Raw genomic sequence first — 21555 nt, forward strand, 5'->3', positions numbered from 1 at the left:
GCGCCAGGAAAGTCGCAGATGCCGCTATCACCCATCCGCCTCGAAAGTCCCGCCGGCTTGTCGGTCGAGTTGCTGGAGAACGGCGCCGTGCGGCGCATGGATCACGGCGACACCATCGTCAATCTGTTCCTTGGCAACGAGTTGGAAGGCGGTGTGGCGAATTTGTATCTGCGACGGCTGAACGCCGACGCGTTGCAGTACATCGAACTGCTCGGGCCGCGCAGCCCGACACGTTTCGAGCGCTCGGGCGAGGGCTGGTCGGGCCGCGGTGAGTGGTCTGGAATTCGCTACACGGTTCAGCTTCGGCTCGCGGCTGCCGCGCCGGTGTGGTTCTGGCACGTGAGCCTGGAAAATTCTGCAGGCTCGACTCAGCAGGTCGATCTGATCTATGCGCAAGACATCGCGCTGTCGCCTTACGGCACCGTGCGGCTGAACGAGTTCTATGTCAGCCAGTACGTCGATCACACGCCGCTGCAGCACCCGAAGCAGGGGCATGTGATTGCTTCTCGGCAGAATCTGTCCGCGGCTGGACGCAACCCCTGGTGTGTCATTGGCTCCTTGCGCCGGGCGCAGAGTTTTGCGACCGACGCGATGCAAGTGCACGGGCTCGCAACTCGCGGCGGCCAGTCGCCCGTCGGCATCGTGCAGGGTCTGCCCGGTCGACGGCTGCAACACGAGCACTCGATGGTTGCGATCCAGGACCAGCCGCTGGAGATCAAACCCGGCGAACGTGTCAGCACGGGATTCTTCGGCAGCTTCAGTGCGGATCATCCCGAGGCAACCTCGCTCGGCGATCTCGACGCGGTCGACCAAGCACTCGATCTGCCCGAGGCGGCGTTCGTCGAGCTGGCGGGGACGAGCAGCGAAGATACGAACCACGCCACGTTGTTCAGTCGGGCGCCGTTGCTCGATGCGCTCGATTTGCAGTCCGAGGAGCTGAGCAAATTGTTCGGCTCGAGGCGACGACATGAAGAAGTCGACGAGCGAGGCGCGGTGCTCTCGTTCTTCTATGAGGCGGACCGGCACGTTGTATTGAAGGCCAAAGAATTACGGGTCCAGCGTCCGCACGGACACCTCCTGCGATCCGGGCGGCATGCAACACCCGATGAGTTGGCGCTGACGTCGACAGCTTGGATGAACGGCGTGTTTCATTCGATGCTCACGCAAGGGCATGTGAGTTTCAATCGCCTGCTGTCGACGGTGCACGGTTATCTAGGTTTGTACCGGTCGCACGGCCTGCGGCTGTTCGTGGAATCGGCAGGGCAGTGGCGCCTGCTCGACCTGCCCTCGGCGTTCGAGATTCAGCCGAAGGCGTGCCGCTGGATCTACAAACACACCGGCGGAGTGCTCGAGGTTCGTAGCGAAGCGCACGGCGAGCATGAGCTGACACTGCAAGTTGAAGTGCTGTCCGGCGCGGCCGTGCGCTGGTTTGTTTCCAGCCATATCGCGCTCAATGGCGATGATGGCAGTGTGTCGGGCGAAGCGCGCTGGCGTCAGGACGGCGATGCGATAGTGATTCAACCGGCGGAGGGCAGTGACCTTGCCCGCCGCTTTCCCGAAGGAAACTTCACGATCTCGCTGCATGAAGGCGCGAAGCTGGAGCGCGTCGGCGGCGATGGATTGTTGTTTGAGGATGGGCGGTCTCGCCAACAACCGTTTGTTTGTTCGGTCATCGCGGCGAGCAAGAGCTTTGGGTTGACGATCCGCGGCAATCTCGTTGCTGAAAGCAATGACGTGCCGGCGACCGGCGGTGAGCAGCTGGTCGAATTGCACGGCATCGAGGCGCCGGCGGAAAGTGCGTTGTCGGCACAAGTCGAACGTCTTGTCGAGATCCTGCCGTGGTTCCAGCACAACGCGTTCGTGCATTACTTATCGCCGCGCGGCTTGGAACAATACTCGGGCGGCGGCTGGGGCACGCGTGATGTCACGCAAGGCCCGGTTGAGATGCTGCTGGCCTTGGGAAATTTCCCGCCGATTCGTGACTTGTTGATTCGGGTCATGAAGGCTCAGGCGTCCGATGGCGACTGGCCGCAGTGGTTCATGTTCTTCGAGCGTGAACGCGACATTCGCGCCGGCGACTCGCACGGTGACATCGTGTTCTGGCCGCTGCTGGCGCTGGCGCAGTATCTGATCGCGTCGGGCGACAGCTCGATTCTCGACGAGCCCGTGCCGTTCTTCTCCTCGGGACATACGAAGCCGTCGGTGCCGCTGTGGAAACACGTGGAGCGGGCGTTGAAAGTCATCGAACGTCGCATCGTCGAAGGGACGGCGCTGGCGGCTTACGGTCACGGCGATTGGAATGACGCGCTTCAGCCGGCCGATCCGGCGATGCGCGAGCGCATGTGCAGTGCCTGGACAGTCACGCTGCATCATCAGGTGCTGACGACGCTGGCGCATGCACTACGAAGCATAGGTCGTGAGCAGGAAGCGGCGCGCTTCGATACCTGGGCATCGAACGTCAAACGCGATTTCCAGCAGGTGCTGCTGGTGGATGGTGTTCTCACGGGCTATGCGCTCTTTGAGGAAGAGGGCAAGGTGAACTATCTGCTCCATCCGCGAGATAGCATCACCGGCGTGAAGTACAGCTCGCTGGCGATGATCCATGCCATCCTGGAGGATCTGTTCGATGCCGAGCAGCTCCAACAGCATCTGCGTCTCATCGATCTGAAGCTCAGCGGGCCGGATGGGGTGCGATTGTTCGACCGGCCGATGAACTATCACGGTGGCCCGCAGCGCTTCTTCCAACGCGCCGAAAGCGCCACGTTCTTCGGTCGCGAGATTGGCTTGATGTATATGCACGCGCACCTGCGTTATGCACAGGCGCTGGCGCGAATCGGTGAGACCGATCGGTTCTTCCGAGCGTTGTGCCAGGCCAATCCCATCGGTATTCAGAGCCTCGTGCCGACCGCGACATTGCGGCAGGCAAATTGCTATTACTCCAGCTCGGACGCGGCATTCGAAGATCGCTATCAAGCCAGCGCCGAGTACGATCGTGTGGCTCGAGGCGCCGTGCCGCTCGATGGCGGCTGGCGCGTGTATTCAAGCGGCGCCGGCATCGGATTGGGTTTGATCGTGCGGCGATTCCTCGGTCTCGGCATCGAAGCGCGCGATATCACGTTGGATCCGGTGATTCCCACGGCCTTGAGTGGGCTGCGGGTACGGCTGTCACTGTTCGGCAAGCAGGTGACCTTGAGTTATGACATCCGCGGCGCTGGCCATGGAGTGAGTGAGGTGAGTATCAATGGCCAAGCGCTGGCGCTCACCAACGATCCCAATCCCTATCGCAAAGGCGCCGCGCGCATTGAGCGTGCTCAGTTTGTCAGCAAGCTCGATCGACCGGACAATACGATACAAATCAAGGTAGGCTGAGCCTGCGCGCAGCCGAGACCAGAGGCGCGAGCCCGGAAGGCTCGCGGGCCCGGGTGTGTCGAATACAAGTATGAACAAACAAGCCGGCTGGTTGGAACGCATTTCCCTGCGCTGCTGCGCCTGGTCGGAGCGCTGGATTCCGGACGCCTACGTCTTTGCAGTGCTGGGCGTGATCGTCGTTGCGGTCGCGGCCATCGCGCTGGGCTCGCCTGTGACGCAGACGGCCAAGGCGTTTGGCGATGGCTTCTGGAGCCTGATCCCATTCACCATGCAGATGTGCTTCATCATCATCGGCGGATATGTGGTGGCCAGCTCGCCGCCCGCCGCTCGATTGATCGACAGGCTCGCGGCGGTGCCTCGCACCGGGCGCGGCGCGGCGTGTTGGGTAGCCGTCATAAGCATGCTGTTTTCGCTGCTGCACTGGGGCTTGAGCATGATCCTCGGCAGCTTGCTCGTGCGTGCGCTGTCTCGCCGAGAAGATCTCGGCATGGATTTGCGTGCTGCCGCCGCTGCTGCCTACTTGGGCATGGGCTCGGTGTGGGCGATGGGATTGTCGTCGTCGGCCGCGCAGTTGCAGGCGAATCCCGCGAGCATGCCACCGGCGCTGGTGCAGATCACGGGCGTCATTCCATTCACCGAAACGATCTTTCTTTGGCAATCGATTGCGCTGACGGCGATTCTCATCGTCGTAACTTTGGCGATCGCGTGGCTGACGACCCCTCGCGGGGAAAACGCTCAAACAGCCCGCCGTCTCGGAATCGTAGTTGACCCACCCGCCGTTGAATCGACGGTGCTAGCGACTCGACCCGGCGAATGGCTCGAGCACAGCCCTTTGCTCAACGTCCTGATCGCGGCGCTGGGTGCCGCCTGGCTCGTGCAAGAGTTCACGAGCAAAGGCGCCGCGCTCGCGATCTCGAGCCTCAACACTTACAACTTTCTGTTCGTGATGCTCGGCCTGCTGCTGTGCTGGCGGCCGCGGGTGTTTCTCGATGCGGTCTCGAAGAGTGTGCCGGGCGTAAGCGGCGTGCTGATCCAGTTCCCGTTCTATGGCGGCATCGCGGCGATTCTCACGTCTGCTGTCGGCAGCGACGGGCAGAGCATCGCGCATCACTTATCGAGTTTTTTCGCTCAGGCGGCGACGCGCGAAACGTTTCCCGTCGTGATGGGCGTTTACTCGGCAGTGCTGGGATTCTTCGTGCCGTCGGGCGGCGGCAAATGGATCATCGAAGCGCCGTATGTGATGCAAGCGGCGAACGAGTTGAAAGTCCACCTCGGCTGGGCGGTGCAGGTGTACAACGCCGCCGAGGCGTTGCCGAACCTGATCAACCCGTTCTGGATGTTGCCGCTGCTGGGCATCCTGAAGCTGCGCGCACGCGACGTCATCGGCTTCACGATGATCCAATTCGTCGTGCACGTTCCAGTGGTGTTGTTGCTGCTCTGGGCGTTCGGGCTGACGCTCGATTACAAGCCGCCCGTCATGCCGTGAGCTCGTGTCACTCGAGCAGTGCCGCGCGAATCTTGTCTTGCATGGCTGGCGTCACACCCGCCGTCTTCTCGAGATAGGCCTCGACATCGCCAATCTGCTCGAACGCTGCGTGCAAGAACGCGGCGTCGGCGCTGAACAGAACACGCCGCATGTCTTCCGGCATCGCCAACAAAGGAGCGTGGTTGTCGGTCACGCCGAGTTGCGCCTGGTGGCGCGAGCGGATGAACTCCTCGAAGTTGCCCGACGTATTGGTCAGCAAATAATCCTGGATCGCGGTTTCCTCCGGCACGCCCAGAGATCGCAGCAGCACCGCGACCGCGATGCCCGTGCGATCCTTGCCTGCCGCGCAGTGGACGATCAACGGTACATCGCCATTCGCAATCGCGGAGAACATGCCGCCGATGCGCGGGCCCATCCACTCCGGAAGGGTGCGGTACAGCGCGATCATCGCATCAAACATTCCCGCCGCATTTTTCGGCCGATCCGCGGCCAGGCCACGAACCGTCGGTGTCACGATGCCATCGTCCCAGGAGAGCGCATTGACGTTTGCGTGCGGCCAGCGTGTCGGCTCTCGCTCGCGTTCCTCTGCGCGTCGCAGATCGCAAATCGCACGCACCTGGAGCCTGGTCAAAGGCGCGTGATCGTCCGCAGTGAAGTAGGTGAGCACGCCGGTGCGATACACCTTGCCCCAGCGCGTGTGGGAGCCTTGCTGAGTGCGATAACCGCCGATGTCGCGAAAGTTACAGCCGCCTTGAAACGAGAGCACACGTTCGCGCTCGGCGCGAACGGCGGAAGCCGGTGAAGTCATGGACACGCCTTACCAGGGAATCGAGTCGCAGTGTCGCACAGACACGGCCACGGTTCGACCTGTCGCCCGCGTTCTACCAGGGGAATTGGCTTCGACCTAGTGAGCGAAAGGCGACGGCGTGCCTGCCGGTTCAAGTAGATACGTGTCGGTGGCGTTCGCGCGCACGAAGCTCTGATCGCGTGTCTGATCCGGTGGCAGGGGCGCAAATATGCGCCACGATTGAGCGGGATTCAGCAGGGCCCACACCGGCGCGGCGATCCCGGGCCATACGTCCGGCGTATCGGTCGGGCGGCGCTCGCGCTCGCCCTCCACCTGCACCTCTTCGATGTCTTCACGAATGAACGTGGTCGCTAATATTCTATTGAGCTCTTCGGCGGTGTAGAGCTGCGTGATCAGCGGCGCACGCAGATCCAGCGGCTGGTGCGGGGGCGCTGTTTTCGCAGCGAAAACCGCCGTATTGGTCGCGGCGGGCGCCGGTTCTTCGGCCAGCCCATTGCCACTAAGCAATGCCCCGACGAGGATCATCGAGACCATCGAACCAGATCGATTGAATGTGATCATGGTGCGGCACCGACCAGCTCTGGTGATAGAAACGCCCTTGCTCCGCGGCCCTGGCTGCGATTAGTTTGCGCGGCCGAAGCCTAAGACCATGCAAGTCAAGAAGCAGTATGACGCCTGAAAGTTCCAGCTCCAATACGTCGTCCTCTCACGTGCGCTCGGGCGCTTTATCACACATTCGCGTGCTCGATATGAGCCGCGTGCTCGCAGGGCCTTGGTGCGGGCAAATCCTTGCCGACCTGGGCGCGGAAGTGATCAAGATCGAGCGGCCGGGCATCGGCGATGACACGCGCAGCTGGGGGCCTCCCTACTTGAAGGATCGCGACGGCAACGACACTCGCGAATCCGCGTATTTCCTCGGCGCCAATCGCGGCAAGAAGTCGCTGACGCTCGACATCTCCAAGCCCGAAGGTCAGCAGGTGGCCCGCAGGCTCGCGGCGCGCGTCGATGTGTTGATCGAGAACTACAAGGCCGGCGATCTCACGCGTTATAACCTCGGCTACGAGCAATTGAAGGCGATCAATCCGGGTCTCATTTATTGTTCGATCACCGGTTTCGGCCAGACCGGGCCGATGCGTCAGGTGGCCGGCTACGATTTCATCATCCAGGCCATGGGCGGCCTGATGAGCATCACGGGCGAGAAAGACGATCTGCCGGGCGGCGGCCCGCAAAAGGTTGGCGTCGCGGTCGCGGATATCACGACCGGCATGTACTCGACCGTGGCCATCCTCGCCGCGATCGTGCACCGGTCGCTGACCGGACAAGGTCAGTACATCGACATGGCGTTGCTCGATTCGCAGGTCGCGATGATCGCCAACATGAACATGAATTATCTGGTCGGCGGCAAAGCGCCGAAGCGGATGGGCAACGCACACGCCAACATCGTGCCGTATCAGGTGTTCGATGCGTCCGACGGTCAGTTCGTCGTGGCCGTGGGGAATGACGGACAGTTTGCGAAGTTCTGCGAGGCCGCCGGTCAGGCGTTCCATCGGGATCCACGCTTCCTGCGCAATGACGATCGGGTGCGCAATCGCGACGTGTTGATTCCGTTATTGGCGGCGGTATTGAAGCAACGGACGGTGTCGGCGTGGATCGCGCTGTTCGAGCCCCTGGGCATTCCGGTGGGCGGCATCAACAACCTGGCGCAGGTGTTCGATCACGCGCAGGTGCGCAGTCGTGGGATGCGGATCGATCTGCCGCATCCGCAGGCGGGCACGGTGCCCATGGTCGCGAACCCGATCAAAATGTCGGAGACACCGCTGAGCTATCAGTCAGCACCGCCCTTGCTCGGACAGCACACGCGCGAGGTGCTGGAGGACGCCGGGTTGACCGCGGCTGAGATCGAACAGCTGCAGGCGTCCGGCATTGTCTAAGGTCATCGCAAGCAGCCGTCCCTGGAGCCTTAGCCAGCCGGTACATCCGTGTACCGTCGTTCGCGCGGTTTGAAGCGACGTTAAGTCGCTTCAAAAGAAGCTCCCGCCCTCACCCCACCCGCAGTGGGCGCGGGCGGGAGACAAGGGGTGCTTTACTGATACTCCTCGTTGCGATATTCCACTGCGACCTGATGAGTCGCCGGGAACGTGTGGGAGCAATGGGAGACATCGAATTGCCACTTCTCGAGCACGCTGCGCTTGGCGGCGAGGTCGAGCAGCAGGTGACCGCTCGAGCGCTCCACGTCGGCGCCGGTGGCGCGTCCGTTCGCGTCGAGGGTTACATTGATCAGCACCGTTCCCTTTTGGCCCCGCAATTGCGAGCGCTCGGGAAAGTCGGTGTCGCTTTGGACCACTCGCATGCCGCACGAAGCGGAGATCGCAGTGGTGAGGGGAATCGCAGTCGTCGCGGCCAGGATCGCGAGGCCAGTGGTGAGCATGTTCATTGCCGTCTCCGGAACAGTAATCGGACGCCGTCGCAAAGCCCCTCCCCGCTGGCCACGCGGGGTAGGGCAGTTCTGACAGGCGGCATGTCGCATAGAGAGCTTCGATTGCACTGGCCGGGTGCCCGAGGCTACTGTACGAGACGCTACAGACCTGTCTGTTTGCATGCTACGTACAGGTCTGTAGCGCTGTCAAGCTGATTGAGGAGGCCCATGAGTCCAAGTGCAAAACCGCGCGCCGGTAGCGAAGGGGCGGCCGCGCCCACGGAAAGCGTCCGGGACCGGATTCTGAACACGGCCCGGGACCTGTTTTACAAGGAAGGGGCTCGCGCCGTCGGCGTGGACACCGTCGTTGCGCGCTCAGGCGTGGCCAAGACCAGCCTCTATCGCTGGTTCCCATCCAAGGACGCGCTGATCGTCGCGGTGCTGGAGCAGGAGCAAAAAGACCGCTGGGCGGGCTGGGACAAGACGGCTGCGCAGAGCGACCCGGAGCCACGCGCCCGCCTGCGTGCGCACCTCAACGGCATTGTCCGCTTCGTGAGCAGCTCACATTTTCGTGGCTGCCCCTTCATGAATATCACGGTGGAGTTCGCCGACCCTCAGCATCCGGCGCGCGTGCTCGCGACCGAGGAGATGCAGGAGCTGCGTCGGCGCCTGCGTGGGCTGGTCGACAACATCGAAGGGGTGCGCAACCCCGAGGAGCTCACCGAACAGTTGCTGTTGCTCGTCGATGGCGCGTTCTCGTCGGCCCAAGCTTTGGGCAAGAGCGGACCTCAGCATTTCCTGGTGGCCACGGCCGACGCGCTGGTCGACGCGCAGCTCAGGAAATAGCGATCACACGGCTTCGTTGCCGTGGGTTTCTCTGAGAAAGAATGTGCCGACGATCAGAGTCATCGCGCAGACGATGACCGGGTACCACAGCCCGGAATAGATATTGCCGGTGTACGCGATCATGGCGAAGGCGATGCTCGGCAGGAACCCGCCGAACCAGCCGTTGCCGAGGTGATAAGGCAGCGACATGGACGTGTAGCGGATGCGAGCGGGGAACAGCTCGACCAGCCATGCGGCGATCGGGCCGTAGGTCACCACGCCCAGCACCGAAAGAATGAACAACAGCAGGAACACCTTGCCGTAGTCGATGCGGTCCGGATCGGCGCTGGTTGGATAGCCGGCGTCCTTCAAGAGCGCAGACAGCTGTTGTTTGAAGGCCGCGGTGCGCGACGCGAATTCTGCGGCCGGCAGCGTCGAGCCGTCGAATGCGACGAGCGATTGCTCGCCCACTTTCACGATGGCGACCATTCCTACCGGCGCGGCTTCGTTCGAATAAGGAACCCGGGCGTTGGCCAGAGCCGTCTTCGCGACGTCGCATGAACTGGTGAAGCGTGCGCCGCCGATCGGATCGAACTGCAGGCTGCACTCGGCCGGGTCCGCCATCACGACGATCGGATGGCTCGCCTGAGCCGTCGCGATCGCGGGATTGGCGTAGTCGGTGAGACCTTTGAAGATAGGAAACATTGCCACGGCCGCGACCAAGCAGCCGAGCATCACCTGCGGCTTGCGGCCGATCTTGTCGGCCACCTTGCCGCTGAGCAGATAGAACGGTGTCGCTGCCGTCAGCGCGGCTGCTACTAGAAGATTCGACGTCGCAGGATCGACCTTGAGCGTCTGCGTGAGAAACAAATTCATGTAGACCAGCGCGACATAGCCGACGACTGCCTGCCCGGCCATTGCACCCAGCAGCGCCAGCAGCACCAGCTTCAGATTGCTCCACTGGCCGATCGATTCACGCACCGGTTGCTTGGACAGCTTGCCGGTATCGCGCATTTCCTTGAATACCGGCGACTCTTCCAGCTGCACGCGGATGTAGACCGAGATGCACAACAGGATGATCGAGAGCAGGAAGGGGATGCGCCAGCCCCACACTTCGAACTCCGGGCCCATCAGCCAGCGACAGCCGAGAATTACGATCAGCGACAGGATCATGCCCGCTGTCGCAGTGATCTGAATCCAGCTCGTGTAGTACGCGCGTCGGCCCGGCGGCGCGTGCTCGGCGATGTAAGTCGCCGCGCCACCGTACTCACCGCCGACCGCCAGGCCTTGTAACAATCGCAAGGTCACCAGGATGATTGGGGCGGCGATGCCTATGGTTTCATAGGAGGGCAGTACGCCCACCAGCGCCGTCGCCAAGCCCATCAGCACGATGGTGATCAGGAATGTTTTCTTGCGGCCGGACAGATCGCCGAGCCTGCCGAAGATCACCGCTCCAAAGGGCCGGACCGCGAAGCCCGCGGCGAATGCGAGCAGCGCGAAAATGAATCCGGTGGTCTCGTTGACGCCAGAGAAGAATTGTTTGCTGATCACGGCCGCGAGCGAGCCGTACAAGTAGAAGTCGTACCATTCGAACATCGTGCCCAGCGATGAAGCGACGATGACGCGACGGTGCGTGCGATCGATCCCTGTCGCCGGCGCGGCGACGGTCTCCCCCGAGACTGCGACCATTGATGTGCCCGCTGTTGGCGCCCGCCAAGCATGGGCGTGGCGCACAGTACAGCACAAAGATTTGCGCCCGGTGCGAGCCTGACGGATCTCTACAAACGCTTCCGCTGTGCGGACGCGGAGCACACAAATCCGACCCCTGGCCCCTCCCGTGCACGCAAAGGGGGAAACAGGATCGCATTTATCCGATCGTGGTTATCAGCTACCCGCAGACATTTCGGCCTCGAGTTTCTCGCTGGCGGCGAGCCACTCGGTTTCGACGTTCGCGATGTCGCGCTTCAGCTGCGTCTGCTTTTGCAGCAGTTCCTGCAGCTTTTGCTTCGAGCTCGGGTTGTAGATGTCGGGTTCGGCGAGCGCGGTCTCGACGCTCGTTCGTTCCTGCTCCAGTTTCGCGAGCTGTTTTTCCAAGCGCGCAATATCGGCCTTGATCGGGCTGAGGCGATTGCGGCGCTCGGCTTCTTCGCGCTTGCGTTGTTTCTTTTGTTCGGCGCTGAGCGCGGCGGCCGTGGTCTCTTCTTCAGCGCTGGTTTCCGCGGCTTCGCGCGTTTGGAACCATTTCGCGTAGTCGTCCAGGTCGCCATCGAAGGGCTGCGCGCGTCCTTGGTCGACCAGAATCAGCTCGTCGGCGACGGCGCGCAACAGGTGGCGATCGTGCGAAACGAGCACGACCGCGGCTTCATAGTCTTGCAGCGCCATCGCGAGCGCCTGGCGCATCTCGAGGTCGAGATGATTGGTGGGCTCGTCGAGCAGCAACAGATTCGGTCGCAAGTAACTGGTCAGCGCCAGCACCAGGCGTGCCTTCTCGCCGCCGGAAAATGGACCGACCGGCTCGAAGACGCGATCGCCGCTGAAGCCGAAACTGCCCAGGAAGCCGCGCAATTCCTGTTCAGTCGCTTTCGCCGCGGCTTCGCCACCCAGGCGTTTCAAGTGGCCGAGCGGAGAGTCGTCCACACTCAGCTGTTCGAGCTGGTGCTGGGCGAAGTAGCCGATCTTCAGATCGCGCGCTTCGGTGCGCTTGCCATCGAATGCGGTGAGCTCGCCGGCGAGCAGTTTCATCATCGTCGACTTGCCGGCGCCGTTGCGGCCGAGCAGCGCGATGCGGCTGCCGGGCGCGATGGTCATGTTGACGTTTTCCAGCACGACCCGTTCGCCGTAGCCGACCGATTGTTTCTCCAGCGCGAGCAGCGGCCGGGGCAACTTCTGCGGCGCCAGGAAAGTGAACTCGAACTGTGAGTCGACGTGCGCCGGCGCGATCTTCTCCATGCGCTCGAGCGCTTTGACACGGCTCTGTGCTTGCTTGGCCTTGCTCGCTTTCGCTTTGAAGCGTTCGATGAAGCTCGTCATGTGCTTGATCTCGCGCTGCTGCCGCTCGTACATGGACTGCTGTTGCGCGAGCTGCGAAGCGCGCTGCTCTTCGAACGCGGAGTAGTTGCCGGTGTAGATTTTCGCCGCGCCGTTTTCGATGTGCACGATGCGACCGACCGTGCGATCGAGGAACTCACGATCGTGCGCGATCATCAGCAGTGTGCCTTGGTAATTGCGCAGCCACTGCTCCAGCCAGATCACCGCGTCGAGGTCGAGGTGGTTGGTGGGCTCGTCGAGCAACAACAGATCGGATCGGCACATCAGCGCTTGCGCGACATTGAGCCTCACTCGCCAGCCGCCGGAGAAGGCGCTCACCGAACGTGTCTCATCGGCAGCTGAGAAGCCCAGGCCGTGCATCAACTTGCCCGCGCGGCTGCGTGCGTCGTAGCCGCCGAGCGCGGCGTAGCGGGCATGCAGTTCGCCCAACTTGGCGCCGGCGTTGCTCGCTTCAGCTCGTTCGATCGCCGCTTCGGTCTCGCGCAGTTCCTCGTCGCCATCCATCACGAACTCGATCGCGGGCCTGTCGGTCGCCTCCAGCTCCTGCGCCACGTGCGCGACGATCAACTGCGACGGGTACTCGACACTGCCCGCATCCGGTTGCAGCTCGCCCAGCACCAACGCCAGCAAGCTGGATTTGCCGCACCCATTGGCCCCCACGATGCCCACCTTCTCCCCGCGATACACGGTGAAGGACGCATCCGAAATCAACAGGCGCGGACCGCGCCGGAGGGCGAGGGAGGAGAAGGAGAGCACGGCGGTTCTGCTGGGCTGGTCAGGTAAGCGGGCGGAAATTGCGCGCGAATCCTAACTGGTTCGTCGGGTTCTGGCTAACGCGAGCGCCTTACCTGGGTACAGGAATCGGACCACTACATAGCCCATGCCCACGATCTGCAGAAAGTTCTCGACGGTGATGAGTGGGATCAGCCACTGATACTCGAGGAAGTTCAGCCCGCCGAGACCGATGGCGAGCGTGAGTGCGATATGAAAGATGAGAAAGCAGGAAATCCAGGCGATTACCGCGCAGGACCACTGTTGCCTCAACCTGAAGAACGCCTTTCTGCCATCGAGTTCTACGCGTTCCCGATCAGCCGCACACGTCCGATTTGAGATCGGGATCGACTTCTTCCTGTCCCCCGATGTCCGCCTTGAGCGCGGACGTGCCAGGCGCCGAACTCACGCCTGAGCCGATTCCGAATGACGGGCATCGAGACGACAAACAAGCGCGACAGCTCTTCGATCGAAGCAACGTGCCGGTATTCGTCGAGCATGTCCCTGGGCACGAGGAGGTGAGCCGCGAAGGCATTCGCCGCCTGCTCTTTTTCGTCAATGATCATGAGGCTTGGATCTCGAAGCATGACGCGGTAGTCGTTACTGGCGGCCCATTCCCGATGCAGCAGCCTGTGTCCCAGTTCATGTGCGATGGTGAACGTCTGTCGCTTGGGGTATTCGCCCTTCGCGATGTAGATGGCATCGTCCTGAGCATCATAGAAGCCCGAAACATTGGGATGTCTGGGCATGCTCACGAACGAGACTTTCACGCCGAGCTCGCGTGCGATAGTCACTGGATTGACCGGCGGTGCGGAGAAGCCGAACTCATCCAAGATCCTGTTGGCTTCACCAATGGCTCCAGCGAAATCCGCCGTGGCGGGCTTTCGTTGCAGGGGAACGACCATGCCAGTGCCTTGAGGTGTAGTCATGGCTTGCCTTACTACCCGGAGCGCACCGCGGTATGCAACTTTGGCTGTTGTGAAGTTCCGCGCACTATCCCGCGGAGGACCACGCGCAGACGAGCAAATCCTTTCGGAGGGGGCGAATGCGCAATGGCGACGGGGCGATTACGACGCGAACAACTCGCTGACCTTGGCGCGTCCGCTTTCTTGGGTCAGGACGAGGGATAGGAACTCGTCCGCGGTCATGGCGTCGCCGAAGAGGCGGCCCTGGCCGTAGTGGCAGCCGCGGTTGCGGAGGAAGTTGAATTGCTCTTCGGTCTCGACGCCTTCGGCGACGACTTCGACTTCGAGGGCTTTGCCCATGTCGATGATGGTGCGAACGATGGTGGCGTCGTCGCTGTTGATGGCGGCGTCGCGGACGAACGACTGGTCGATCTTCAGCGTGCCGATCGGGAACTGTTGCAAGGCCGACAGCGAGGAGTAGCCGGTGCCGAAGTCGTCGATGGACAGGTGCAGGCCCATGGCATACAGCTCGTCCAGCAGTTTGATGGTGCGCTTCGGGTCGACCATCAAAGTCGTCTCGGTGATTTCCAGCTCGAAGCAGGTCGGCGACACTTCGTGACGACGGAACACCGATTTGCAGCGAGTGATGAAGCTCGCCTGGCGCAGCTGTTTCAACGACAGATTGATCGACACGCGGCCCGGGTTTTTGATCTTGTCCTGCCAGCGGTGATAGTCGGCGCAGACGCGGTTCAACACCCACTCGCCGATGCCGAGAATCAGATTCGTCTCTTCGGCCAGCGGAATGAACTGCGACGGCGGGATATCGCCATGCCCCGGCAGGCGCCAGCGCAGCAGCGCTTCCGCGCCCACGATGCGGCCGTCGCGCAGGTCGACCTTTGGCTGATACACCATGATCAGCTCGTCACGCTCGAGCGCACGGCGCAGCTTGCTCTTCAGCATCAAACGTTCGACCGCAGCGGCGTTCATGTCGGGCGAGTAGAACGCGAAGCTGTTGCCGCCGTTTTGTTTGGAGTGATACATGGCCGCGTCGGCGTTGCGGATCAGGTCGATCACGTTCTCGGCGTCCTTCGGGCAGAACGCGATGCCGACGCTGGCGGTCAGGAACACTTCCTGCTGATCGACGTAATACGCTTTGCAGACTTCGGCGAGCACCATGCGCGCGAGGTTGGCGGCCTGTGTGCGCTCGTCCTCGGTGTCTGCGAAGCCTTCGATGAACAGGCCGAACTCATCGCCCGCCAGGCGCCCGACCACAGCTTCACGCGGCAGGATGCGAATCAAACGTTCGCTGAGCACTTCGAGCGTGCGGTCGCCCGCGGCGTGACCGAACGTGTCGTTGATCTCTTTGAACCGATCCATGTCCAGATACAGCAGCACGATGCCGCGATCGTTACGTCGCGCGCGGGCGATCGCCTGCTGCAGCATGTGCTGGAACTGCATGCGGTTCGGCACTTTGGTCAGTGCGTCGTAACGAGCGAGGTAGCGGATGCGCCGCTCGGCCCGCTTGCGATCGGTGATGTTGCGAACGACGAAGATCGTGCCCTGGAACTGCGGATCGTCGCCCGCGATCGGTGCGCCCGACAACGACACCGGAATGGTCTGCCCGCTGTGCGTGGCGATGACCGTCTCGCGGGTTTCGACGCCGGCCGCTTCGAGTGAAAAGTTTTCACGCTCGTTTTCGGCGATCAGGTTGATGAACGGCTGGCCGGCGATCTCTTCTTCGTTGTAGCCGAACAGCCGGACCGCCGCATCGTTGATCTTGCGCACCATGCCGTCCGGCGAGGTCACCAGCACGGCATCGTTCATGCTGTTGAGGACGATGGTCAGATAGTTCTTGGTGATGGTCGTCTGGCGCAGGTTCTGACGCATGCGATCCAGCGCCATCTCCAGCTCGGCGATCTCATCGTTGCTGGTGACTTTGTGCGGGCGAGTGTAATCGCCTTCGCCGATGCGCTCGGCCGAGCGGATCAGCTCGACGATCGGTCGCTCCAGGCGCTGCGCCAGCATCCAGGCGACCAGCGTCAGCAAGCCGGTGATGAGCACGCCCACGCCGGTGACGATCCAGATGCGGCGCTCGAAGTCGCGCTGTTGAACACGCTCCAGTTGCGATTTCAATGCGAGTGCAGTGTCGGCCAGGCCGGGACGACCGACGATGATCTCCAGGGCCCCGAGCGACTCGACGCCGCCGAGGCCGCGACGGATCGTGCGCTTGTCCCGATCGGTGATCTGCTGAATCCACTGATCTTGCCGAATCGTCTCGTAGATGATGGAGCCGTCCGGCGCTACGACGCGCGCCGAAATCGAATACGGATTGTTCAGCAGCGAGTCGACGACTTTTTCGACAGTCCCCTGGTCGTGGTCGAGCAGCGCTGTTTCCAGGGCTTGGGCGCCCGCGGCGGCCATGTCGCTCGCCAGCAGGTCCAGCCGCTGCGCCTCGGCGTTCAACAGCGAGCGCTCGCCCTGGCGGACCAGCACATCGCTGGACTTGCGATAGTCGAGGTATTCCAGCAGGAACAGGGTGGCGGCAATGGCGACGCCCGCCGCGATGGCGACGGAGAGCAACCTGATTTTGAGGCCCCGCGATCTCAACCCATACTCCGCGACTTACCTGCTTGTGCTGCCGAAGTGCCTCGGCTTCGGCACGGTGGCACTACCGCTTCGTTCCGGCATGATACTCGGGTTTTCCGCTGTGGCGAGACACCTGACCTACTTGTCGGTTTTTTTAACATACCGAACGATTAGAATGTTAAAAAGCGCGGCAAAAGCCGCTATTTCGTAACTATTTTCGGCATCGTTTGGTTGCTTAGGACGCAGATTGTAATGAACGAGCTCGAGCTCACCGGACAGGCGCGCAGTCATGTCGTGGAATTGAGTGACCCGCGCTGCATGCTTCACTATGAAGCAGTGGCATCCTTTCTGGCGATGAGAGATGCCGCGCGAGAGGCCGGCATCGATCTCACGCCGCGCTCCAGTTTCCGGGACTTTCAGGCCCAGGTCGGCATCTGGAATCGCAAGTGGAGCGGCGAGCGGGCCATCTACGATCGGCAGGGCGCATTGCTCGATCGCAAGCAGCTGTCGGACTCGGCGGCCGTCGATGCGATTCTGTGCTGGTCGGCGATTCCGGGCGGCAGCCGCCACCACTGGGGCAGCGATGTGGATGTCATCGACGCCGCCGCGGTACCGCCGGGTTACACGGTCGAGTTGTTGCCTGCCGAGTACGCGGCGGATGGAATATTCGGGCGGCTGTCGCAATGGCTCGATGCGAACATGCGCCGTTTCGGATTTTATCGGCCGTACCGCACCGATCGCGGCGGCGTGAGTCCCGAGCCCTGGCACTTGAGCTACGCGCCGATTTCACAACCGGCGCTGGAATCGCTGAGCCTGTCGACCTTGCGGCGAGTCCTGGACGCCAGCAACATCGAAGGCAAGCCACACGTGCTGGCGCGCCTGCCCGAAATCTACACGCGCTACCTGCTGGCGGTGGACACGCCGGTCTGAATCAGTCCGCCTGCGGCTGCCGCTGCCTGAAGTTCCTTACCCAATCGAGGAAACGCAGCGGCATCCAGCGTTTCATCCGCCACATCGTGCGGGCCGCTTTGGGTACCACGATGTAGATCTGGCCGTCGGCGGACGCTGTCAGCAAATCGCGCGCGGCCTGCTCGACCGGATATTCCGAACTCTGTGTTGCTTTGTTTGCAAGCAGCCGCGCGTGCGCCGGGCCGCGAAATGTTTCCAACAGCGAAGAGCGAAAGAACGTCGGCATCACCACGGACACCTGGGTGCCGGCCGAGCGCAATTCGTTTACTAACGTTTCGCTGATCGACACGACCGCGGCCTTGGTGGCGTTGTACGAGATCATGCCCGGCGCCGACGCGAATGCCGCCGCGCTCGCCACATTGATCAGCAGGCCGCTGCCATTGCGTTGCAGATGAGGAATGGCGGCGCGCGAGCCGTGCACGACGCCCATGACGTTGATGTCGATGATCCAGCGCCAGTCTTCCAGCGACACTTCCATCATCGAGCCGCCGCCGGCGACGCCGGCATTGTTGATCATCACGTCTAGGCCGTCGTGAGTCGCGGCGAACGAATTCACGGCGACCGTGAGCTCGTCCGCTTGGGTGACATCGCCCGGATAGGCGACCACTTTCACACCGGCTTCGGCGAACTGCGCTTCGACACTGGTGAGGCGCTCCAGATTGCGATCGAACAGCCCGAGCGTCCAGCCGTCGGCGGCCAGCGCCTTTGCCAATTCGAGACCCAGACCACTGCCCGCGCCGGTGATGAAGACGCGCTTATGTGGAAACCGGGCATTCAGTCGGGTGAACCGTAAACTCATCAATCCCTCGCAACTACAGAGCTCCCTCGCAGGAGGCTCGTGGCAGGATGCCCGATCCCGACATCAAAATGCGCGGACCGACCACGCACCCCAGGCAGCTGCCGCCATCAGCACCAACCCCGGCGTCAGCTCAGTGGCGTAGCGTCGATCGCCCAGCGAAAATGCAATGGCCGTCTTGCTCACGATGTTGGTCGAGAAGCCGACCAGCACCGCGAGCGCCGCGAACTCCGTGTGCGCCCGGCCACTCGCGGCCAGCGATGCTGACGAAATTGCGGCCGCATGGGCATCGGTAAAACCAGCGACGCCGGCTGCGATCATCAACCCCCGGTCGCCGAGCCATTGGGTCAGCAGTGCCGAGATCAGCAGCGTCACTCCGACCACCAGCACGAAGACGATGGCGGTCTTGGGCTCGAAGGGCCGGCCTTTGGGCGCATCGCCAGGTCCTGACTTCTCGCGGAAACTGCGCAGCGCAAAGATGCCTGCGTAAGCAACGGCCGCGATTCCCGACGCGATCAGCGAAGGTATGAGCATCAACAGCGTCGGCGTGCTCACCAGGCCAACGACGATTGCGAGTTGAATCACGGTTGCCACGGACGAGGCGGCAGCACCGGCGACTGCGCCCTTACGTAGTTCCGGCTGACTCTTGGTGCGCGCGCCCATGGCGCCGATGGTGGCTGTGCTCGACACGAAGCCCGACAGCAACCCGGCGATCGCGAGTCCGGTCTTGGCGCCGAAAGCGCGCAACGCGACGTAACCTAGCGCGTTGATCGCCATGACGAGCACCGCGAGCATCCACAGCTTGCGCGGCTGCACGACGCCCCACGAATCGATCGGTTCGGTCGGCGTGAGCGGCAGGATGACCAGCGCGGCGGCCGCGAGCAGCAGACCGTCGCGCACCTCTTCATCGGTCAGAACGTTCTTGACCCAGTTGTGTGCGGAGCTGCGGAAGGCGAGCAGGATGGCGACGATCACGGCCAACGCGGCGGCGAGACGGGGATCCCGAACCGCCAGGCCGCCGAGCAGGAAGGTCACGACCATGGCGATCTCGGTGGTGAGTCCGGGATCGGTATCGCGAGTGCGCACATAGCCCACCGCGATCAGCAGGCCGATGACGCCGCCGGCGGCGATGAAGACATAAACGCCGCCGATCCACAGACCGAGTGCGCCGGCGAGTGCGATGAGGGTGAAGGTGCGAAGTCCGGCGACGGCGCGGTTCGGGCCGGTGCCTTTACTGCGTTCGCGCTCGATGCCGATCAGGAAGCCGACGGCGAGGGCGACGCCGAGGTTGAGCCAGCTGGGTTCGGGAGTGTCGGGCATCCCGCCATGTTAGCGGGAGGCCGGCTCAGCCGCTCTTCCACACCTGCTTCAGATGGCCGATGACCAGCGAGCGGATGTTCTGCACTGGGTTGCGTTCCCAGGTGAAGCACGGCGGATCGCGACGGAGCATGGGCCAGCGGCCGGTGCGCAGCACCTCGCTGAGATAGCTCAGGTTGGCTTCGATCGCTTCCATATACGGGTTGCGACCGTTGAACAGCGATTCCAGGTAGCTGTACGCGCTGCCGAACTCGCCATCCAGGCGAGAGCGCCGCACGTCCTCGATGAAGCCGGGCGTCTGCCGCAGCACATCCAGGCCGGAGCTGTACTTCACCTGAGTCTTGCCGGTCGAGTCGCTGGGCATGGCGATGCCGCCCAGCACGAATTCGGGATAGAGCCGGTCGCGGCATTTTTCCAGGTAGCAGCGATCCGACATCTGGGCGATCAGGTCGCCGGTGCCGATCAGGTGACCGAGCTTGCGGTCGCGTGGGTCGTCGAGGCGGATCTGGTCGAACTGCACTTCGTAACCGGTGAAGTGCACGATCTTGGTCGCCACCGGCACCCATTCGGCCATGCCAATGGTGGGCAGGTAACGACCGATGAACTGGGCGCTGCGGCTGACGTGGCTGAGCGTGAACTCGGCGCCGTTGCGATGAGTCTGGTCGTCGGTCTGACGAATGTAACCGGCGTCGTGAAACAACGCGGTGACCACGCCGAGGATGGCGCGCTCCGGGCCGAGGCGCTCATCGGCCAGGTGGGTGCGATCGTAACTGACGATCAGGCGTGCGACGGCGAGCGTGCCGTCGAGCGAGTGCTGCAGATCGTGATAAACGGTGTCGCAGCCGTAGTAGCCGGGAAACTGGCCGTTGAACAGGCGCTCGAAATCCCGGAACGCCGTGTCCACCCGGTCGAGCGGGTAGTGCGGCCAGCTCTGTCGAAACAAATCGACCACAGCCCGACGGACCGCGTCGGGTGAGCTCACCTGCACGGTATTGGTGACATCGAAATCGCTGCGCCGATACTGCATCTCTAGCGGGAAACTCGTTGGGGAAATGACCAACGATGCCGCGAGTCTAGTCGGCTTTCGGCGTTTGTCCATGTCGGAAAAATTGTCAGGGTTTGGCGTCACCGGTTGCGGCGGAGCGGCTTTTTCAGCGGATTTACCCACACTTTTTGCCGCAGTGTCGGACCCCGGACGCTGCAGCATCGCCAACGACTTGTTATCTATGTGACCAGCTTCACACAAATCGGTGAGCCAGAAACTCGCCTGAACACGTCTGTGCGCAAACCGTCCCGAGCGACTCGATGCGCCTTGTTAAGTCCGTTCCTGGGTGCGCTTGATGTCGGCAATGCCTGCTTCGATCATCGCCGTGACCGTCGGCTCCAGTTCGTTGGGCAGCAGGTCGGAGAGCCAGGTGAATCGACAGGCGCCGTCGTCCAGCGGCGTGACATGCGCCGCGCCGTTGTAGTGGACGAACGGTTCATCGACGATGGCCCAGCAGACGCGTCGCGCGGCGTCATCGACGCTCACGATCATCTCGCGCGCCTGTCGTCCGTTGGCGAATGTCACCAAGCGGACATCTTTGGCTTCCATCTTGGTGTCGATCACGAAGCCGGGGCACAGCCGCGTATGCAGCGCACCCACGTCACGCATCGCGTCCCACACCTGGTCGGCCGACGCCTGAATACGAACTTCACGATGGATGCTGGCCATGACTGCTCTCCTCGAGGAACGAGCAGTCAGCTTAGACCTGGCCGATCGGCCTCGCTGTCAAAATCTTATGCTAGACGCGCGGCAGGGTCGGGTAGCGCGTGTGCCAGAAACGTTCGTAGTAGATCGGTGCGATGGACGCGAAGCCGGCCTCATAGGCGAGCGTGATCTTGTCGCCGCCGATCAGCTGCACCTCGGCGACTTCGATCTGCACCCTGCCTTCCTGCTTGAAGTCGCCCCAGATGCACTTGCGAACGTGCAGCGGCGAGAACTCGAAGCGTGTTCCGCGGTAGATGCCGAACACGCGAGTGGTGGTCATGACGTACCAACGCTGACCGTCGATGAAACAACTCACCACGCACAGCTCGCCCGGATTCAACTGAATCACTCGCGCCAGCGCATCGTGCACCTCGCCGAGCTGAGTGAAGCTCCAGTTCGATTGCTTCACGTGACTGCGAATGTACTGCAGTACCGCGGCTTGAATGACTGAGTGCGGCCAATCGCTCATAAGCAAGCTGTTTCCGTGCGCCACTTCCGTGTTAGCCAGA

18 protein-coding genes are annotated in these 21555 nt (G+C 62.4%); 5 read left to right on the forward strand and 13 right to left on the reverse strand.

The window, feature by feature from the left end:
* Nucleotides 1–18: 18 nt before the first annotated feature.
* The gene (locus EK373_RS05880) at nt 19–3369 is read left to right on the forward strand and encodes a GH36-type glycosyl hydrolase domain-containing protein (RefSeq protein WP_129641786.1); all 3351 of its coding nucleotides are present in this window, start codon (nt 19–21) and stop codon (nt 3367–3369) included.
* 70 nt (nt 3370–3439) lie between these two features.
* Nucleotides 3440–4855, forward strand: coding sequence for a short-chain fatty acid transporter (locus tag EK373_RS05885; protein ID WP_129641787.1), 1416 nt, complete (start codon nt 3440–3442; stop codon nt 4853–4855).
* Between the two features lie 7 nt (nt 4856–4862).
* Here EK373_RS05885 and EK373_RS05890 read toward each other — a convergent pair whose 3' ends face one another.
* Together EK373_RS05890 and EK373_RS05895 are read right to left on the reverse strand one after the other, a co-directional pair.
* Complete coding sequence (locus tag EK373_RS05890) at nt 4863–5663, reverse strand: tyrosine-protein phosphatase (protein ID WP_129641788.1); 801 nt, start codon at nt 5661–5663, stop codon at nt 4863–4865.
* Nucleotides 5664–5759: 96 nt separating this feature from the next.
* Nucleotides 5760–6224 (reverse strand): hypothetical protein, encoded by a 465-nt coding sequence (locus EK373_RS05895; protein ID WP_129641789.1) that lies wholly within the window; start codon nt 6222–6224, stop codon nt 5760–5762.
* 107 nt (nt 6225–6331) lie between these two features.
* Between EK373_RS05895 and EK373_RS05900 the strand changes: the two genes are divergently transcribed.
* Nucleotides 6332–7594, forward strand: a complete 1263-nt coding sequence (locus tag EK373_RS05900) for a CaiB/BaiF CoA transferase family protein (RefSeq protein ID WP_129641790.1) — start codon at nt 6332–6334, stop codon at nt 7592–7594.
* Between the two features lie 152 nt (nt 7595–7746).
* Here EK373_RS05900 and EK373_RS05905 read toward each other — a convergent pair whose 3' ends face one another.
* Entirely contained in the window at nt 7747–8097 is a 351-nt protein-coding gene (locus EK373_RS05905; protein WP_157994237.1) for an energy transducer TonB, read from the reverse strand.
* A gap of 210 nt (nt 8098–8307) precedes the next feature.
* On the opposite strand from EK373_RS05905, the gene EK373_RS05910 reads away from it, so the two are divergent.
* Nucleotides 8308–8925, forward strand: a complete 618-nt coding sequence (locus tag EK373_RS05910; RefSeq protein ID WP_129641792.1) for a TetR/AcrR family transcriptional regulator — start codon at nt 8308–8310, stop codon at nt 8923–8925.
* A 3-nt stretch (nt 8926–8928) separates the two neighbouring features.
* Here the strand turns inward: EK373_RS05910 and EK373_RS05915 are convergent, their stop codons facing one another.
* The 5 genes from EK373_RS05915 to EK373_RS05935 form a co-directional block, all read right to left on the reverse strand.
* Nucleotides 8929–10593, reverse strand: coding sequence for an MFS transporter (locus tag EK373_RS05915; protein WP_129641793.1), 1665 nt, complete (start codon nt 10591–10593; stop codon nt 8929–8931).
* Nucleotides 10594–10788: 195 nt separating this feature from the next.
* Nucleotides 10789–12708: an ATP-binding cassette domain-containing protein gene (locus EK373_RS05920; RefSeq protein WP_129641794.1), complete on the reverse strand. Its 1920-nt coding sequence runs from the start codon at nt 12706–12708 to the stop codon at nt 10789–10791.
* A gap of 51 nt (nt 12709–12759) precedes the next feature.
* Complete coding sequence (locus EK373_RS05925; protein WP_129641795.1) at nt 12760–12996, reverse strand: hypothetical protein; 237 nt, start codon at nt 12994–12996, stop codon at nt 12760–12762.
* Between the two features lie 29 nt (nt 12997–13025).
* Nucleotides 13026–13652 (reverse strand): ImmA/IrrE family metallo-endopeptidase, encoded by a 627-nt coding sequence (locus EK373_RS05930; protein WP_198683096.1) that lies wholly within the window; start codon nt 13650–13652, stop codon nt 13026–13028.
* Between the two features lie 138 nt (nt 13653–13790).
* Entirely contained in the window at nt 13791–16235 is a 2445-nt protein-coding gene (locus EK373_RS05935) for a putative bifunctional diguanylate cyclase/phosphodiesterase (RefSeq protein WP_129641796.1), read from the reverse strand.
* 231 nt (nt 16236–16466) lie between these two features.
* On the opposite strand from EK373_RS05935, the gene EK373_RS05940 reads away from it, so the two are divergent.
* On the forward strand, nt 16467–17144 hold the full coding sequence (locus tag EK373_RS05940) for a M15 family metallopeptidase (RefSeq protein WP_129641797.1): 678 nt from the start codon (nt 16467–16469) through the stop codon (nt 17142–17144).
* 1 nt (nt 17145) lies between these two features.
* Here the strand turns inward: EK373_RS05940 and EK373_RS05945 are convergent, their stop codons facing one another.
* From EK373_RS05945 to EK373_RS05965, 5 genes are all read right to left on the reverse strand, one after another.
* Nucleotides 17146–17982 carry an SDR family NAD(P)-dependent oxidoreductase gene (locus tag EK373_RS05945; protein ID WP_129641798.1) on the reverse strand — a complete coding sequence of 279 codons (837 nt, stop codon included), beginning with the start codon at nt 17980–17982 and terminating at the stop codon, nt 17146–17148.
* Nucleotides 17983–18045: 63 nt separating this feature from the next.
* Complete coding sequence (locus EK373_RS05950; RefSeq protein ID WP_129641799.1) at nt 18046–19299, reverse strand: MgtC/SapB family protein; 1254 nt, start codon at nt 19297–19299, stop codon at nt 18046–18048.
* 25 nt (nt 19300–19324) lie between these two features.
* Nucleotides 19325–20323, reverse strand: coding sequence for a hypothetical protein (locus tag EK373_RS05955; RefSeq protein ID WP_157994238.1), 999 nt, complete (start codon nt 20321–20323; stop codon nt 19325–19327).
* Between the two features lie 288 nt (nt 20324–20611).
* Nucleotides 20612–21010, reverse strand: a complete 399-nt coding sequence (locus EK373_RS05960) for an SRPBCC family protein (protein WP_129641801.1) — start codon at nt 21008–21010, stop codon at nt 20612–20614.
* A gap of 70 nt (nt 21011–21080) precedes the next feature.
* Nucleotides 21081–21515, reverse strand: a complete 435-nt coding sequence (locus EK373_RS05965) for a hypothetical protein (RefSeq protein WP_129641802.1) — start codon at nt 21513–21515, stop codon at nt 21081–21083.
* Nucleotides 21516–21555: the final 40 nt, after the last annotated feature.

Origin of the sequence: Peristeroidobacter agariperforans (assembly GCF_004138335.1) — a bacterium.
GTDB classification, from domain to species: Bacteria; Pseudomonadota; Gammaproteobacteria; order Steroidobacterales; family Steroidobacteraceae; genus Steroidobacter; species Steroidobacter agariperforans.

Excerpts from the sequence above, each read along its gene's own strand:
- EK373_RS05880 (WP_129641786.1), top strand. The coding sequence starts at position 19 with ATGCCGCTATCACCCATCCGCCTCGAAAGTCCCGCCGGCTTGTCGGTC.
- EK373_RS05885 (WP_129641787.1), top strand. The coding sequence starts at position 3,440 with ATGAACAAACAAGCCGGCTGGTTGGAACGCATTTCCCTGCGCTGCTGC.
- EK373_RS05890 (WP_129641788.1), bottom strand. The coding sequence starts at position 5,663 with ATGACTTCACCGGCTTCCGCCGTTCGCGCCGAGCGCGAACGTGTGCTC.
- EK373_RS05895 (WP_129641789.1), bottom strand. The coding sequence starts at position 6,224 with ATGATCACATTCAATCGATCTGGTTCGATGGTCTCGATGATCCTCGTC.
- EK373_RS05900 (WP_129641790.1), top strand. The coding sequence starts at position 6,332 with ATGACGCCTGAAAGTTCCAGCTCCAATACGTCGTCCTCTCACGTGCGC.
- EK373_RS05905 (WP_157994237.1), bottom strand. The coding sequence starts at position 8,097 with ATGAACATGCTCACCACTGGCCTCGCGATCCTGGCCGCGACGACTGCG.
- EK373_RS05910 (WP_129641792.1), top strand. The coding sequence starts at position 8,308 with ATGAGTCCAAGTGCAAAACCGCGCGCCGGTAGCGAAGGGGCGGCCGCG.
- EK373_RS05915 (WP_129641793.1), bottom strand. The coding sequence starts at position 10,593 with ATGGTCGCAGTCTCGGGGGAGACCGTCGCCGCGCCGGCGACAGGGATC.
- EK373_RS05930 (WP_198683096.1), bottom strand. The coding sequence starts at position 13,652 with ATGACTACACCTCAAGGCACTGGCATGGTCGTTCCCCTGCAACGAAAG.
- EK373_RS05940 (WP_129641797.1), top strand. The coding sequence starts at position 16,467 with ATGAACGAGCTCGAGCTCACCGGACAGGCGCGCAGTCATGTCGTGGAA.
- EK373_RS05945 (WP_129641798.1), bottom strand. The coding sequence starts at position 17,982 with ATGAGTTTACGGTTCACCCGACTGAATGCCCGGTTTCCACATAAGCGC.
- EK373_RS05950 (WP_129641799.1), bottom strand. The coding sequence starts at position 19,299 with ATGCCCGACACTCCCGAACCCAGCTGGCTCAACCTCGGCGTCGCCCTC.
- EK373_RS05955 (WP_157994238.1), bottom strand. The coding sequence starts at position 20,323 with ATGCAGTATCGGCGCAGCGATTTCGATGTCACCAATACCGTGCAGGTG.
- EK373_RS05960 (WP_129641801.1), bottom strand. The coding sequence starts at position 21,010 with ATGGCCAGCATCCATCGTGAAGTTCGTATTCAGGCGTCGGCCGACCAG.
- EK373_RS05965 (WP_129641802.1), bottom strand. The coding sequence starts at position 21,515 with ATGAGCGATTGGCCGCACTCAGTCATTCAAGCCGCGGTACTGCAGTAC.